Origin of the sequence: Nonomuraea antri (genome assembly GCF_013283785.1) — a bacterium.
GTDB classification, from domain to species: domain Bacteria; phylum Actinomycetota; class Actinomycetes; order Streptosporangiales; family Streptosporangiaceae; genus Nonomuraea; species Nonomuraea antri.
In genome coordinates, this window is sequence record NZ_JABCPZ010000273.1 from 1 (window position 1) to 13894 (window position 13894).

Annotated in this window: 11 protein-coding genes and 1 pseudogene; 2 read left to right on the top strand and 10 right to left on the bottom strand. The window is 65.2% G+C overall.

Translation table 11 applies throughout. From position 1 onward, the window contains the following. Positions 1–297: 297 nt before the first annotated feature. Entirely contained in the window at positions 298–3399 is a 3102-nt protein-coding gene (locus tag HII36_RS47830) for a tetratricopeptide repeat protein (RefSeq protein WP_173530039.1), read from the top strand. Positions 3400–3563: 164 nt separating this feature from the next. Here the strand turns inward: HII36_RS47830 and HII36_RS47835 are convergent, their stop codons facing one another. The 9 genes from HII36_RS47835 to HII36_RS47875 form a co-directional block, all read right to left on the bottom strand. Continuing rightward, the gene (locus HII36_RS47835) at positions 3564–4973 is read right to left on the bottom strand and encodes a tyrosine-type recombinase/integrase (protein WP_173530040.1); all 1410 of its coding nucleotides are present in this window, start codon (positions 4971–4973) and stop codon (positions 3564–3566) included. 2 nt (positions 4974–4975) lie between these two features. Further along, a complete protein-coding gene (locus HII36_RS47840; RefSeq protein WP_236004747.1) occupies positions 4976–5206 on the bottom strand; it encodes a helix-turn-helix transcriptional regulator in 231 nt (76 codons plus the stop codon). After that, on the bottom strand, positions 5203–6792 hold the full coding sequence (locus tag HII36_RS47845) for a YfjI family protein (RefSeq protein WP_173530041.1): 1590 nt from the start codon (positions 6790–6792) through the stop codon (positions 5203–5205). The genes HII36_RS47840 and HII36_RS47845 overlap by 4 nt, the downstream gene beginning before the upstream one ends. After that, positions 6789–7685 (bottom strand): bifunctional DNA primase/polymerase, encoded by an 897-nt coding sequence (locus HII36_RS47850; RefSeq protein WP_173530042.1) that lies wholly within the window; start codon positions 7683–7685, stop codon positions 6789–6791. Before HII36_RS47850 ends, HII36_RS47845 begins: the two co-directional genes overlap by 4 nt. Positions 7686–8072: 387 nt before the next feature. Then, positions 8073–10352 carry an FtsK/SpoIIIE domain-containing protein gene (locus HII36_RS47855; protein ID WP_217370870.1) on the bottom strand — a complete coding sequence of 760 codons (2280 nt, stop codon included), beginning with the start codon at positions 10350–10352 and terminating at the stop codon, positions 8073–8075. 181 nt (positions 10353–10533) lie between these two features. Then, the gene (locus HII36_RS47860) at positions 10534–11511 is read right to left on the bottom strand and encodes a DUF2637 domain-containing protein (RefSeq protein ID WP_173530043.1); all 978 of its coding nucleotides are present in this window, start codon (positions 11509–11511) and stop codon (positions 10534–10536) included. Continuing rightward, positions 11508–11876, bottom strand: coding sequence for an RRQRL motif-containing zinc-binding protein (locus HII36_RS47865; protein WP_173530044.1), 369 nt, complete (start codon positions 11874–11876; stop codon positions 11508–11510). Before HII36_RS47865 ends, HII36_RS47860 begins: the two co-directional genes overlap by 4 nt. After that, on the bottom strand, positions 11876–12157 hold the full coding sequence (locus HII36_RS47870) for a WhiB family transcriptional regulator (protein WP_173530045.1): 282 nt from the start codon (positions 12155–12157) through the stop codon (positions 11876–11878). Before HII36_RS47870 ends, HII36_RS47865 begins: the two co-directional genes overlap by 1 nt. 61 nt (positions 12158–12218) lie before the next feature. Further along, the gene (locus tag HII36_RS47875; protein WP_173530046.1) at positions 12219–12416 is read right to left on the bottom strand and encodes a hypothetical protein; all 198 of its coding nucleotides are present in this window, start codon (positions 12414–12416) and stop codon (positions 12219–12221) included. 427 nt (positions 12417–12843) lie between these two features. Between HII36_RS47875 and HII36_RS47880 the strand changes: the two genes are divergently transcribed. Further along, a complete protein-coding gene (locus HII36_RS47880) occupies positions 12844–13770 on the top strand; it encodes a hypothetical protein (RefSeq protein ID WP_173530047.1) in 927 nt (308 codons plus the stop codon). Positions 13771–13777: 7 nt separating this feature from the next. On the opposite strand, the pseudogene HII36_RS47885 reads toward HII36_RS47880, so the two are convergent. Continuing rightward, positions 13778–13894 (bottom strand): annotated as a pseudogene (locus HII36_RS47885) (IS5/IS1182 family transposase); the annotation flags it as partial.

Genomic DNA, 13894 nt, shown 5'->3' on the forward strand with positions numbered 1-13894 from the left:
CGCTCGGCCAGACGCTACGGGAACCGCTGAAGGCGCTCACGGAGTGGTCCGTGCTGCACATCGAAGAAGTCATCACCGCCCGCGAAGAGTACGACGACCGCACTGAGCGCACCAGGTAATCAGCGGCAGCCAGCGGTTTGGTCATAGACGGCCGCCTCACCGAGACCGGCCCGACAATCAGACCCACCTAAGCCACCCGGCGACATCACGAGTTCAACCACAGTAGCTCGTGTCTTCCGATTGTGTAACAACGCGTACATGAGCGGGCGATTTTGTTACACACATGCCATGGGGTGGATGTGGCGTCTGCTGGCCGCACTGGGGGTGGCAGCACTGGCCGCGATGGTTGCTGCACTAGCGGACAGCAAGGGCCTAGTGACTGCGATTTGGGCTGGCGTCGGCGGGCTGGGAACCGCTTTTGCTCCCGCTCTGTGGGAACGGTGGAAGTCTCGTCGTGCAGCACTCGCGATGGCTGAAAATATGGCCGAGCTCGTGCCGGAGGGGCTGGGAGCGCTACTGCATCCATCGCGAGCGGTGGTGCCCTTCTTGGGGCGAGATCGAGAACTGAAGGACTTGCTCGATTGGTGTGCAGATCCTGAAGCAGAGAGGTTGCGCCTGCTGGTTGGACCTGGCGGCGTTGGCAAGTCTCGCTTGGCAGTCGAGCTGGCCGAACGCTTGGGCGACTCCTGGGGCTACATCGAAGTCGGCGACGATGATGAGGCAACCGCCCTCTCAACGTGGCGTGAGATTAGCGGTAGCAAAGTCCTCCTGGTAGTGGACTATGCGGAAACGCGAGCGAACTTGCCGGCGATGCTGCAAGAAGTGGCGGCCGACACAGGACGTCGGGTCAGGGTTTTGCTTCTTGCTCGTACTGCTGGCGAATGGTGGCAACAGCTAGGGGCGCAGGGCGCACGAGTGCGGCAAATGGTCACGGCAGCAGGCGCAGGCATTGCACTTGCCGATAAAATCTCAGCAAGTGCATCTGATATCACCATTGTGGCCGAGGCTGCACGCCATTTTGCCAAGGCGCTAAATGTCCCAATGCCGAAGCGGATGGCGATTGAGCTGAGCGACAGCCCTCAGAGAACGCTCGACTTGCATGCAGCAGCACTCGTGTTGGTGTTGCGGTCGATTGCGCATACGCAACCAGACGCTAGTACCCTGCGCGTTCAGGATGTGCTGAATGAGCTGCTAGGCCATGAGCGGCGATACTGGGTCCAAAGCGCGCATGTTCGAGGGCTCTCTTCTGGTCCCTATGGGTTAAGTGTTGTGACGATCGAGCAGACCGTGGCGGTAGGAACTTTGCTCGGCGCGCGCAGCCGTGCAGAGGCGGCGGATGTTGTTGGACGCGTTCCTGACGGAGCCGCGACAATGACGGTAGCCGACTGGCTCCGAGAGTTGTATCCGCCTGGCCAGAATACTGATCAGGAGTGGTTGGGCCGGATGGGCCCGGATCGCTTAGCAGAATTGCATGTCACTACCCAATTAGCTCGTTCACCAGAGCTACTGATGTCATGCTTGGACAATATTACTCCGATACAAGTGCGGCAAGCACTTGTGACCCTTGGGCGAGCCGCTCAAGAGTTGGAGGAAGCAGCAAAGATTCTGCAAGGACTAATTCCAGATATAGCTGCGGGACGGGGGCCGATCGCTGCTTCAAGAGATACATTGATCGCTCTATATGAAATTCTGCCATATCCAACAGATGCGTTGGCTCAAGGTCGAGCGCTAATAGCGCTGCGAATATTGGGAGACACGCCAGACGACGCTCCTTCAAGGGAGCGAGGGCGATGGCTGGTCGCCGCTAGCCTGCACCTGGGAGATATAGGGAAGCCAGCTGAGGCGCTCGCTCTAGCGGAACAGGCGGTGGATATCTATCGATCGTTAGCCGCATCGAAGCTCCATCTGGATGGGCAGTCTTTAGCTATCGCTCTCTCCAACATCAGCATATGGTTGTGGGAAGTTGGGCGCTCCGCAGAAGCCCTCCCCGCAGCTCAGGAGGCAGTCACTATTCATCGGGGCTTAGCCAAACGATATCCAGGCACACATAACGCGGACCTCGCACGGTCACTGATCAACTTGGGCGTCCGTCTCTCCACACTAGGTGAATCGTCCGAAGCTCTCGCAGTAACAGAGGAGGCTGTGTCCATCTATCGTCTCTTGTATGGACAAAATCGTGAGCAGCATGCAGGAGGCTTAGCGCGAGCGTTGTCCAACCTGGGCGTCCGCCTTGCAACTGTGAATCGTTCGGGGGAGGCGCTAACGGCGACGGAAGAGGCTATAGAGATCTATCGGCGCATAACCGATCAGCATCCTGATCGATATCGAGCCGATTTTGCCAGTGCATTGACAAATGCAAGTATTTGGCTTATTGATCTAGGCTGTCTCGATGACGCTTATCGACTCGTATGCGAGGCGCTAACCATTCGACTTCAACTTGAAGACGACTATCCAAACCGATATGATTCTGGCCTTGCCATAACGTTAGCTAACCATGGTATATGCCTGTTCCATCTCGGATACGCCGAAAAGGCTCTCGTGTCAGAGCGTAAGACCCTTGAGATACGACGGCAGTTGGCCTCGCGCTACTCTGATCGTTACGAGATTGAGTTGGGGCGATCGCTTACAAATATTGGTAACTCGCTTGCCGCGCTTGGTTATGCGGCAGAAGCCTTGGATGCCGCAGAAGAGGCTATATTAATCCACCGGCGCTCTGTTGCGGCAGGTTTTGATCACCATCGCGCCGATTTGGCTATATCGCTAACCAACCTCAGTGCGCGCTTTTTGGAATCAAAACGTCCTATCGATGCATTGCCTGCAGCCCAGGAGGCGGCGTCAATCTTCCGCGACCTGGACAATCCAAATGCCCGTCATTATGTGGGCGCGTTATCCAATATTGGAAATGCATTCTTTATGCTCGAACTGTATAATGACGCGCTTGTAGCGACACGTGAAGCCGTATCGATCTGTCGCCGACTCGCTGCAGAAAATCCTCTTCGTTGTGAGCCGGAACTTGCTGGCAACCTGTCCAATCTCGGAATTATTCTGTCGGAGGTCGGCCTGCTAGATGAGGCTCTCAGTGCCGAAGAGGAGGCGCTCGACATCCGCCGCGGTCTCGTCGAGAGATATCCTGAAAGATATCGCTCGGAACTTGGGGCAAGTCTGTCCAACATTACTATTCATTTCGGCAAGTTGGAGCAACTCGACAAGGCAATTCTGGCGATTCGTGAAGCCGTTGGCATCTACCGCACTCTCTTTGAGAGGCATGCCGCTCTCTTCCGTGAAGCGTTGATTGATGCGCTAAACAATCTTGGGAGCGTATGCGAGGCCATGGATGAGGTTGTAGAAGCGGCGCAGGCGAGGGAGGAAGTGGAACGGCTAAGGAGAGGCGGTGACTGACGTTGGGTGTTCGTCAGCTTCCCGATCTCAGCAGTGGTAGGACTGGCCTCGGGGCGATCTGCTAAGCGTCAAGGGGAGCCAGTCAGCGCTCCGTGCGCGTGTTTGAGTACAACATGAAGAGGCCAACCGTTTGCGTTGGCCTCTTGCCATCGCGCGATGCCGGGTTAGACCGGTTCCCCGGAGTCAGGCGGCCCATTCTCGGCGACGGAGGTGTCTCCGAGGGCGCCGTCTAGCATGCTGAGCCAAAGATGATCCTGGCCGTCAATGCATTTTGCATAGATCTTCAGAAGCACTTCGACGCTGTGACCTGCCCACTGCGCTACCTGTGTCGCGGGTACCCCGGCGTTGAGACGAAGTGATACTCCGGCGTGGCGTAGGTCGTAGGGGCGTTTGGCGAGTTGGGATGCGGCTTGCGATGGCGTCAAGGCCAGTGCGCGGGCGATTTTCCAGGTGCGGACGTAGCCGGACTTGTAGAGCACCCCGCCACGCTCGGTGCGGAACAGTCGGCCGTCCGAAGCCACCCCGTAACGGTGAATATGGGTGCGCAGGATGACGACCAATGCAGGTGGGATGGGAACGATTCTCTTGGCCTTGCGAGGCCGGCCTTTGAGGCCGCGTTGTTCGTGCGCTTGGCCGTTGTCAGTCCATTTGGTGCCGACTGTTGGTGCTGACCCAGTGAGCATGAGGCGTCCCCATCCCTTCTCAGGGAGCGTGCAGTCTTCCTGACGAAGGGCCGTGACTTCGCTGGGGCGCATCATGGCGTAGTACATGCAAGCGAAGAACGCTACGAGTCGGTCCCCGCGTCGCCATCCGGCGTAGCTGACGGCAGTCAGCAGTTCGTTCACTTGCTCAGGTGCGGCTACGACGGCCGGGTCAATCTCCTCGCACACGTCGGCTTCGGGCGCCTTCCAGTCGAGTTCGTCGCTGAGTGGGTTCTTGGGAAGTCGCTTTTTGAAGACGGCGTAGCGGAGCACGTTGAACAGGACGCGGCGGCGTCGGCTGTAGTAGCCGGGAGCGGCGGCGGTGCCGTCGAGCTTGCGGGCGCAAGCGTCCAGAGCGGCCGTGATGCGGTCGTACTCGGCGAGATCAGCTACGGGGATGGATGCCTTGGCGATCCATTCGAGGGCTTGGGCTATCTCGTCGGGCTTGTCGGTGTCGCGGTGCTGCTGGTTGAACGCCCACTGGTAGAGGGCAGAGCGCAGAACCTGGGAACTCGGTGCGCCGCGCCTATCGCGAACTAGGAGCGGGGTCACCGCTGCGAGAGTCTCTGCGATGGAGATGCGTTGCCTTCCCGATACCTTCGACCAGCGGGCGTCCACGTAGTCGCAGGCGTGCTCGTACCACGTGACGGTGCTGTGAGCGCGGGTCCTGGAGTCGGGCAGTCCTGTTGCCGTATCGAACGCCTCGCCGCTCTGGGACGCCTTCTTCAGACCGGACCGGAAGCTGTCGGCAAGCTCCCAGGTGGCGAAGTGCTCGGTGAACACCTTGCCATCCACGACCCATCGGACCATGTGGTTGTTGAGGCCGTCTTTCCGAGTGGTGATCTTCCAGATCCGGACGTCGTAGCTCTTCATGGTCAGCTTGCCTTCCGGGTTTCGGCCAGGGAGTCGAGCCAGGATTCGAAGTCGCGGCGCTTGATGCGCAGTTCGCCGTTGGGCAGTCGGTGGCATCGCGGGGCTATGCCGAGGGCGCGCCATCGCTGCCAGGTGCGGCGCGCGATGTCGAGTTCTGCGAGTAGTTCGGGCACGGTCATCCAGGTGCCGGTGCGGTTGCTGGCGCGGGCGATGTTGATGGCAGTGGGCTTCAAGGGCGCATCCCTGAGTGGTTCGGGTCATGCAGGCTGGGGTGGACGGCGTAGGCGGGTGATGGGCGGCGGCCGGGACCGGTGCGGGGCGGTTCGGGTTCGCGGCGGATCCAGCCGAGTTGCTCCAGCAGGTCGAGCGGTGTTTCCAGCTCGGCGACCTTTCGGAAGCGGTTGCGCGGTAGGGCGGTGAAGGCTTCGCGGACGGTGAAGCGGGTCGTGCCGGTGCGGTGCAGCCAGGCATGGACGGTGCGGGCGGCCTCGATGTCGGGATCGGCGCCCATGGCGTCGAAGGTGGCCAGGGCGTGCGCGGTGAAGTAGCTGCCGAGCGTGATGGCGGCTTGGACGGTGTCGGCGCTGATCGGGTGGCGGAAGGCGGAGTCGATGTCGCCGGCCAGGTGGATCAGGCCCGCCAGACGCATGACCGCGCCGTCGAACTTGCCTGCCCAATCGGTGATGTGGCCGAGGTCGCCGGAGTCCGGGCGTAGGCGTCGTTCGGTGTGGCGGCGGTGCTCGGTGAAGAGTTCGGCGGCCTCGGGCGACAGGACCAGGCGGGCCGGGTCTTCCCAGCCGTGCATGCCGAGGGTGAGCTGTTGCAGGTTGGCGTCGTAGCGGGCCGAGACGTGCTCGGGGACGGTGGGCGGGTCGATGCGGCGGTAGCCGACGTTGCTCTTGGGCAGGCTGTAGAGGATGCGGCCGAGCAGGCCCTTGCCGCGGAAGCCGGGCATGGTGGCGATGTCGCTGATGATCTCGGGCTGGACGGCCAGGCCCATGGTCAGGACCGCCTGGTCGACGCGTTCGCTGCGGCCTCGGCGGTCGATGATGAGCGGGTCTCCGGCGTGACCTTTGAGGAACAGGTCCAGGTTGGGCGTGCCGGAATAGCGGCCGGCGAGGGTGGCGAAGATGCCACCCTCAGCCGACAGCACGGCCAGGCGGCCGCCTTGCTCCACGAGGATGGACGAGGCGGTCTCTGGCGTCACGTCGTCGGCCATCAGGCGCGGCTTGACCGGGACGGTGATGCCTTCCACGGCCAGGGCCGCGCTCTGGGCCTCTGCAACGGCTTCCGCAGCCCCTTCGCCCCGCGCCGAGCCTGCTGTGCGGGCGGCCTTCTCGGCAGCCTCCACGGCCAGCTTGCGGGCGACCTCGGCCTCGGTGATCTGCGGGCCGACCTGGTCGAGCAGGGCCTTCTCGGCGTGGTTGAGCGGTGTGGTCATGGCGCGGAACACGGCGGACTTGCGGGAGCCGGGTGGCATGGCCACGAGCACGAACAGGTTCACGGGTTCGATCCAGGAGCCGCGGACGTTGACCACCGCGCGTCCCCCGGCGGCGGTGGACAGGGCGGCCAGGCCGACGCAGCCCGCCAGGTCGAGCGGCGTCTGGGTCTCCTCGGCGACGGCGCTGATCTGGTCGGCGACCCAGGCCGGGAGCGTGTGGACCGGGAAGGGCGGCAGTTCGCCGCGCTGGCCGAGCGGCGCGGGCGTCTCCCAGGCGGGCGGCTGGTGGTGGAGTTCGGTGAGCTGGTCGGCGGCGTTGAGGCTGGTGAGGATGGCGTCGGCGGCCTGGGTGGTGCGGTGGCCGTTGGTGATGGTCAAGCGGCTGTCCTCCGGGGTTGACGCTGGCCGGATTCGAGCCCGGAACGGATGGTGCTGAACGCCTCGCGGAAGTCGAGCCCGATGGCCTCGGCCGCGTTGTGCAGGCACGCTTCGGCGAGGTGGCGCGGTAGCAGGCCGGAGCCGGCGAGCTGGCCGAGGGCGAAGGCGGCGAGGTTGAGCGTGTCGTTGCGGTTGCCTGGGACGGCGGTCAGCACCCGTTCGACCTCGCCACGTAGGGCGGCCAGGACGTATCCGGCTGCCCGGTCCCCGCCGCAAGCCGTCAGCACAGCCCCCGCAGACGTACTGGAGGATGCGGGTGGGGGAGATGCGAGACGTCCGGCCAGCCAGGCAGGAAGTGGTGCCGGGTCCGCGATGTGCAGGGCGTCGTAGGAGCCGGTGCCGTCCGGGAGTTCAACGTGGCTGCCTGGTCCGACGACATAGCCGCCCTGGCCTCGGGTGTCGATTTTCCAGCCGAGCCTGCCCGCGCTGTTGCCGAGGTCGGTGTCGGCCGGTGCCGTGAAGTACAGGTGCGTGCCGCCGCGCCGGGTGCGGACGGTGAAGGTCTCCAGCGGCAGCCGCTGGCCGGCCTCGATGCACAGCGCGGCCAGCACGTCGGCCCCGTCGTGGACGCCGGGTCGTGCCCATGTGGCCGGCGGTTGTTCGCCGGGCTTGGGCAGGTCCAGGTCGAGCACCACGAGCCGGGACGGGCCGCAGGCGATGCCGATGTTGAACGGGGCCCGGCCCCACATCTGGCGGATGCGGTCGGCGTCGGTGGTGGCGTGTTCCTCCCAGTCGGTGAAGCCGCGTAGCGGGCGCTTGTCGTTCGGGGTGAGCGGGAAGACGTGCCAGCCGCGGGCGGCGGCGGCCAGGGCGTGGCGGGTGAGGCGGTGCATGTGGTGGATCTCCTGAGAGCGCGGCATCAGTGGGAGCCGTCGCGGTAGAGGCGGCGCAGGTAGACGTAGATCTGCCAGCCGAGGCGGGGTCGCTTGCCGGTGCCGTTGCAGGCTCGGCAGGTGCGGTTCCTGCCGCCTGGGCGGCACCGGACGCAGGACCCCCACGGGGACGCGAGACAGAATCCGATGTAGCAGAGAGTGACGATCGGTAGGCAGGCGGCTAGAAGGGCGATGAACTGGACCACGTTGGCCTCCAGGGCCGTTTCCAGGGGTTTTCGCAGGTCAAGGTCTAGGTGCTAGAGCCCTGGTAGATCAGTGTTTTTGGCTCTAGCGGGGCCTCTAGGCCTAGAGGGGCCGGCCTCTAGGTCTAGAGGCGATTGCCGAGAGTTAGGACGCCCGCTCCTTGTCACGCTGCGTGACAGCGGTGGCGATGTCGTCGCGGGTGATGCCGATGCGGTTCGCGCCCCTGCCGCCGCCTTCGGCCGTGCCCCACACCTGCATGGTGCGGATGCCGTACGGCTTGAGCGCGGTGGTGAGCTGGGCCGTTTTCGCGCCGCCCTCTAGAGCTGCCCACGCCCCGTAGACCTCGGGCCGCAACTCGGCCAGGCGATCCACGACGACCTCGTTCCATACCTTGGCCTCGGACACGGCGACCACGGCCAGGACGTCGGCCAGCAGATCGAACGCCGGGGCGGCCTGCTCGGGCGTCTCGCCGACCGCGTGCCCGGACAGGGTTCCCTGCCCCTTGCGCAGCGCATGGGCGCGGTCGGCGATGCGCTGGGTGGCCGGGGTGTCGAGGTAGGCCGACTTGACCACCTTGGGCATCGGGGTCGCCCCGACCAGGTAGCCGGTGCCGGCGTCGCCGCCCTTGGCCGGAGGGCCGGGGACGAACAGCGTGGCGCGGATGCCGTTCTGGTAGGACGACGTACCGAGGATCATGTCGTTCTCGGTCTGGCCGCCCACCCGTAGGCAGAACCGGATGGTGACGTTCGCCGAGACGCCGGTGGGCAGGCTGCGCTTGTCCGGCCGCTGGGTGGCCAGGATGAGCACCACGCCGAGGGCACGCCCGAGCTTGATGACGAACTCGGCGTCCTCACCGGCCTTGGGACCGTAATCCTCGTGGGCGAACAGGTTCTGGCACTCGTCGAAGATGGCCACCAGCGGGTGCAGGCCCAGCGAACGCTTGTCGGCGATGGCCCTGGTCACCTTCTTGTCCGGGCACAGATCCGGCGGCAGCGCCTTGAGCGCGGCGGCTCGCCGCATGACCTCCTTCTTGAGCAGCGTCAGCGAGTCGGCGGCGTAGGCGATGGCCTCGTCCTCGATGCCGGAGACATAGCGGTGGCAGTTCTGCTCGTGCGGGTCCAGGTCGCCGGTGCCCTTGAGCTCGTGGATCCACAGCTCTGTGGACGGATCCAGCGCCGCGCCCGAGGCCAGCACCCGCATGGACGCGGTCTTGCCCTGGCCGGGCTGGGAGCCGATCAGGATGTTCTGCTCGATGAGCGGCACGGTGATGCGTCGACCTCGCGGGTCGGCTCCGAAGGGCACGCCCTTGAACACGTCGTGCGAACTGGCCTTGACCAGCGGCGACTTGACGACGGTCTTGGACAGGTCCTTGTCGCCGAACCACAGGATCAGCCGTCCCTCGTGGATGGAGCTGTCCCCTTCGGGCCAGATGCAGCCGAGCGGGCGGCGCAGCGCGCCGGACAGTTGCTTCCGCTTGTCCAGGATGTCGCCGACGGTCACGCCATAGGGCAGGTCGATGTCGGCCCGCCAGCCGGGACCGTCGCGGGTGATCGGGGCGACGAACCGGATGGCGTCCTTGGGATTCTTGGACATCGCCTGGTTGATCCCGGCGATGCCGAGTGCGGTCAGCGCGCGGACCACGATGTCACTGGTCAGCTTCTCTACTGCGGTCGCCACCACTGCGCGGTCGATCAGCGGACGGTCGGCCGGCCTGCCGACGACGCCCAGGGCGGCCAATGCCACCGCGAGCGCCGCCCACTGCAGGTGAGTCGGCTGGTTGGCCACCACCAGGGCCACGATCAGCAGCGTGACCAGAGCGCCGCCGGACATCCACACCCGTAGCCGCACCCGGGAGTCACGCTGCCTGCTCAGCTTGAGGTAGCCGTCATAGTCGGACTTCTGGACGGCGGCCAGCCGCACCGGCTCGCCCTCCAGGTCGAAGGTCCACCTGACCAGGCCGCTGACCAGTCGGACCAGGCCGCGCGGGGCGCGGATGGTCAGCCGCCCGGCGTACAGCGGGGCGCGGAGCACCTGGTAACCCGCGACGTGCGCATAGTGGGTACCGGCCCAGCGAAGCGTGTCGAGGGCGTCGGAGCGGGAGCGCAGCCACAGCGGGATCAATGGCTGACGGCTGCTGACCTTCTGCTCCAGGCTCGCCCGCCAGTCCTTGTGTTCCGGCCCTGGCCGGTCCACGCGGACGATCTCGCCTTCCAGGACCGGTCCGTCTGCGGGCGCATCGGCGTTGGTCTCGGGCCGGTCGGCGTCGGGCCGGTTGCCGGTCCGACCGGAGCGGGCGGCGTTCAGGTCGACGATGTCCGCGCCCTTGTCGTCCGGGCGGTCCGGGGTCGGCTCGCTCGGCCGGGCGGACCGGTCCAGCGGGTTGTTCTCCTGCTCGTGGTTGGGGTCGTCCGGGTACTGGGTCATGATGGGTGCACCTCTGTTGCCTGATGAGTAGCGAGGTCGTGGGACGCGGTCGTTGTCTTGGCGGATGAGGCCGCGTCCCACTGAGCGGTCAGGGACGATGCGCGGTCGGACCGCTGCTCGTCCGGTCGGTCTGCGGCGGTCGGCTCGTGCGGTCCGTCCGCCTCGGTGATGGTCAGTTTCATCAGGCGGCCTCGCCTTCCAGCGCGGTCGCGGGGCCTTCCGTCTTCAGGTGAGCCAGCAGCGCGCCTGCTCGGTCGGTTGAGATGCTCTGGCCCTGGCTGCGGATGGCGTCGCGTAGCCGGTCGCGGGTCAGGGGCTCGCCTTGGGCCTGGAGGTCGGCGGCCACGCGCCGTCCCAGTGGGATCAGGTCGCCGACGTCGGGCTGAGCGGCTTTCGTCTTCTTCGGCCTGGGACGCTTGCGGGGGGCCGGCGGCAGGGCCGGGCACGGTTCGCTCTGCTTGATCTGGACGGCCTCCACTTCGACCGGTGCGTTCTTGGGTGCGAGTTCGCCGAGGTAGTACAGGGCGCGCTCGCGACGGGTGGCCTTCCACCGCCACAGGAGGCCGTATCGGTCCTGCAGTTCGGTCTTGGCGAGGATGCGTTCACGCTCGCGCCCGAGGGCCTCGGGATAGCTGCGGATCTCCCACAGCACCATGCGGCGCCAGAGCGAGACCGTCGCCACCGGGGCCAGCAGCCAGCGTGAGCGGCGGATGCCGTCCATGCGGTCGGGCTTGGCCAGGTCGGAATGCTTTCGCACGACGTGAGCGCCGACCTCGATGGCGATGACCCACAGCAGCGGCAGCACCGCGTGCGCCACCACGGCGAACCAGTCGACCGGTGTCGATCCGAGGTAGGCGGCGATGTTGAGGTAGATGGTCGCTGCGGTCAGCGCCCACGGGATGAGCCTGAGCCAGCGCAGCCGCATGCCGAGGCGGGCAAGGACGATGTCCAGGGCCGAGAAGACCGCGATGCCGAGGTCTATCCCGAGTGGAACGGTCCAGGCGAACCAGCCGAAGGACGGCGCTGCGGCCTGCGCCACGCGATCGAAGCTGTTGATGAAGCCCAGCAGGCCCAGGAGGCCCGTTACAGCGGCAGTGGTGGCTACGGCCGTGTGCTCGCCCTCGGACAGCGGGCGGGGTGCGTTCTCGTCGGTGTTCATGCGGCGGCCTCCTCCGCGCAGTCAAGGCAGGTGCCGAGGTGACGTGGCAGCGGGTACCCGACGTCCGTCAGGCACACAGGGCAGGTGCGGCGTGACGGGCTGACCTTGGATCGCTGGCTCGGCCGGCGCTTCGGCAGGGCGGTCCGCACGTCGTACAGGTAAGCGGCACGTACGGTGCCTGCGCCGTAGTGACGGGAGCACCAGAGGACTTGCGCCTGTGCGCCCTGCCCGCTGGGGCGTAGACCCTCGGCGTCGAGCTGGCGCAGCGTGCGTAGGTGCGACGGGACTGTCCCCCACGGGTAGGTAGGGATGCCGTACCGGTGGCCGGTCGGGTCCCAGAAGCGGGGGCGGATGCGGCTTGCCATCACGCCACCTCCAGTCCGTCGGCGTAGACAGGCAGTTCGGCAGGTGTGAGGCCCGCCCAGATGCCCGAGGTGGGGCGGGTCTGCAAGGCGTAGCGCTCGCAGAACAGCAGGGCCGGGCAGGTGGCACACACTTCCCGAGCAACCGCCTCGCGTGCGGCGCGCTCGGGGGTGCTCTCGATCGTGAGCCGCGGGCCGGTGTGCAGTTCGGGGTCGTAGGTGCATTCGGGCAGCGGGGTGTATCCGTCCGTCTGCCACGCTTGCTCGACTTCGGCGAGCGACATGCGCGCCGGGTGGATCGGGTGCTTCGTGCTGTTTCCCACTGGTGGGTCTCTCTTCCTGAGATCAGCTGTTGACGGTGTGGACGAACCGAGCGAGCGACTCAGAGACGCTCATGATCAGATGCGCTGCACCCTTGACGACCGTTGCCGCGCCCTCCGGGTCCTTCACTGCGTAGATGGCGGCGCAGATCGTGAGGACGGTCGGGAGCACCTTGCGTGGACGGACAAGCATGTTGAGCCCTCTCGCTTCGAGAACCTGCAAGCAGGTCCTAAGAGACATAGAACATGTACAGTCACGCAGAGTCAAGCTTGAGGACCAGATCGTGTTGGTGGTCTGTGGCTCCGGGCCTCGCTCGCTCTTGCTGACTCAAGCCTTCCTCGTGGCGGGCCGCCACAACACTGTGCTTGTGATCGGGACTGAATGCACAGGGGGTGATTTTCGGGGGTGATTCGCGTCTCGACCAGGTCAAACACGGGGCCGTGATTCTCGTAAAGGCGCGCCGATGAGCCCTTGTTCAGGACATGATTGCGAGGTCGTGCACAGGTGGGGGTGAAGAATGTCCCGAATGCCCAATGTGGGACTCGCGAATGCTATGCGTCGCGCGGTTTGTTTAAATTCGGGGCTTGCTGCGCGTGTACGGCAACTTGCCCAGGAAGACGGCGTATCGCTGAGCTGTACCCATGTGGACGTGAAGCGCTGGCTCGACGGCGTCAAGCCCCGGCCGGCCACGGCGCGCTTCATCGCCGAGGCTCTCAGCCGCAAAGCCGGTGTGACATTCAGCCTGGACGACATCGGTTTCGCCGGCGTCGTCACGCCGGAAACGCTGGAACAAAGCCTCGCTCACGGTGGCGGGATATCCGATGTCGGCAGTCGGCTCTTGGGGCTCACACGTCGAGACCTCGCCGACGACCCTGTTGCGCTGCAATCGGTGGTTGTCCCTGATGCCTGGGGAGAATCGCTGATCGCATGGCTGTTGTCCCGGCCTGAGCCACTACCGGCGCGGGCAGGGGCGACGCCATCGGTGGGAAGGTGGGACGTCGAAGCCATCCGCGCCACAACCGAGTTGTTCGCCAACATGGGCTTCCAATTCGGTGGTGGGCATGCTCGTTCGGCCCTTGTCCAGTATTACAACCGCGAAGTCATCCCGATGCTCAGTGGAAAGTTCACCGAGCCGGTGGGGCGTTCGCTGTATTCGGCTGCGGCTGAAATAACCGAACTGGTTGCCTGGACGGCCTACGACCTCGGCCGGCACGGACTCGCGCAGCGGTATTTCCTTCAGGGGCTGCGGCTGGCGCAGGCGGCAGGCGATCGCATGATGGGCGGCTTGTTGCTGGCCGACATGAGCCACCAGGCGAATTACCTCGGCCGCCACGACCAGGCGATACAACTGGCCAGAGCAGCGCAGGAAGGCTGCCGGAATGTGGCGACCGCTACGCCGATGGCCTTGTTCTTCGCGATGGAAGCACGGGCGCATGCGGGAAACGGGGATGAGGCGGGTTGCGTGCGGGCCTTGTTTGAGGCCGAGAGGCATTTCAGCAGACGGAACGTCGATGACGATCCGTCGTGGGTCAGCTATTTCGACTCCGCTGAGCTGGCCAGCGAGGGCGCCCACTGAGGCCTTTTCATCCGTGGGTGAGCTCGTAGTTCTGCAGGACGGCGATCGCCTTGCATAGCTGGCCTGCCTTGTGCGGGCAGCAGCGGAGCTTGCGGAGAATGCGCCAGCTCTTGAGCTGGGCGTT

What these genes read in the sequence shown, in the direction of transcription:
- HII36_RS47850 (WP_173530042.1), bottom strand. Translation starts at nt 7,685, where the DNA reads ATGCACCGCCTCACCCGCCACGCCCTGGCCGCCGCCGCCCGCGGCTGG.
- HII36_RS47855 (WP_217370870.1), bottom strand. Translation starts at nt 10,352, where the DNA reads ATGACCCAGTACCCGGACGACCCCAACCACGAGCAGGAGAACAACCCG.
- HII36_RS47830 (WP_173530039.1), top strand. Translation starts at nt 298, where the DNA reads ATGTGGCGTCTGCTGGCCGCACTGGGGGTGGCAGCACTGGCCGCGATG.
- HII36_RS47870 (WP_173530045.1), bottom strand. Translation starts at nt 12,157, where the DNA reads ATGTCGCTCGCCGAAGTCGAGCAAGCGTGGCAGACGGACGGATACACC.
- HII36_RS47865 (WP_173530044.1), bottom strand. Translation starts at nt 11,876, where the DNA reads ATGGCAAGCCGCATCCGCCCCCGCTTCTGGGACCCGACCGGCCACCGG.
- HII36_RS47835 (WP_173530040.1), bottom strand. Translation starts at nt 4,973, where the DNA reads ATGAAGAGCTACGACGTCCGGATCTGGAAGATCACCACTCGGAAAGAC.
- HII36_RS47860 (WP_173530043.1), bottom strand. Translation starts at nt 11,511, where the DNA reads ATGAACACCGACGAGAACGCACCCCGCCCGCTGTCCGAGGGCGAGCAC.